The 592-nt window shown below is 67.9% G+C and carries 1 protein-coding gene; it reads right to left on the minus strand.

The window, feature by feature from the left end; all coding sequences use genetic code 11:
- Window positions 1-592 (minus strand): hypothetical protein (locus AAE045_RS23880; RefSeq protein ID WP_455549783.1); only part of this gene is annotated, 592 nt, incomplete at both ends.

A 592-nucleotide genomic window follows, 5' to 3' on the forward strand; every position in this document is an offset into this window, starting at 1 on the left:
GGTGTGGCGCTGCAGCGCCAGCAGGTTGTTCTTGCTCTGGCTCTGCAGCAGATCGAAGAAGCGCGCCTCGTGCTGCGGCAGGCCATCGTTCTCCAGCCGTTGCAAGCGGGCCAGGAAATCGTCGGCGCTGGACAGGCTGACGGTGAAGTCGCCGCTGTCTTCCGGCCAGGCCTGGCAGTAGCGGCGGAAGCAGCCCAGCAGCAGGTTTTCCAGCCGGTTGTGTTCGGCCTGGGAGCCGCCGAGCTGTTCGTTGAGGGTGTTGCTGATCTGCCGGAAGTGCGCTTCCAGGTTTTCCAGGCTGAGCACGCCGAGCGCTTTGAGGCGTTCGTCCAGGCCCTGCTGCTGCAGGGGCGTGACCACGCGCTTGGCCCGCGGCGCGCACTGCTCGTGCAGGCGCGCCAGGCGTTCGTGCTCACGGCCGAGCTGGCCGCGCTCCACGCGCACGTCTTCATAGGTGCGCTTGGCCTGGGCCACATCGGCCCGGGTCTTTTCGATCTGTTCGCCGAGCCTGCGCAGGTCGGCATTGCCTTCGCGCAGGTCGTGCAGGGCTTGGGCGATGTCGTCCAGGCGCTGCAGCGGCGCGGCCACATCG

The sequence above is a fragment of the Dryocola clanedunensis genome (genome assembly GCF_038405435.1).
Classification (GTDB): domain Bacteria; phylum Pseudomonadota; class Gammaproteobacteria; order Enterobacterales; family Enterobacteriaceae; genus Dryocola; species Dryocola clanedunensis_A.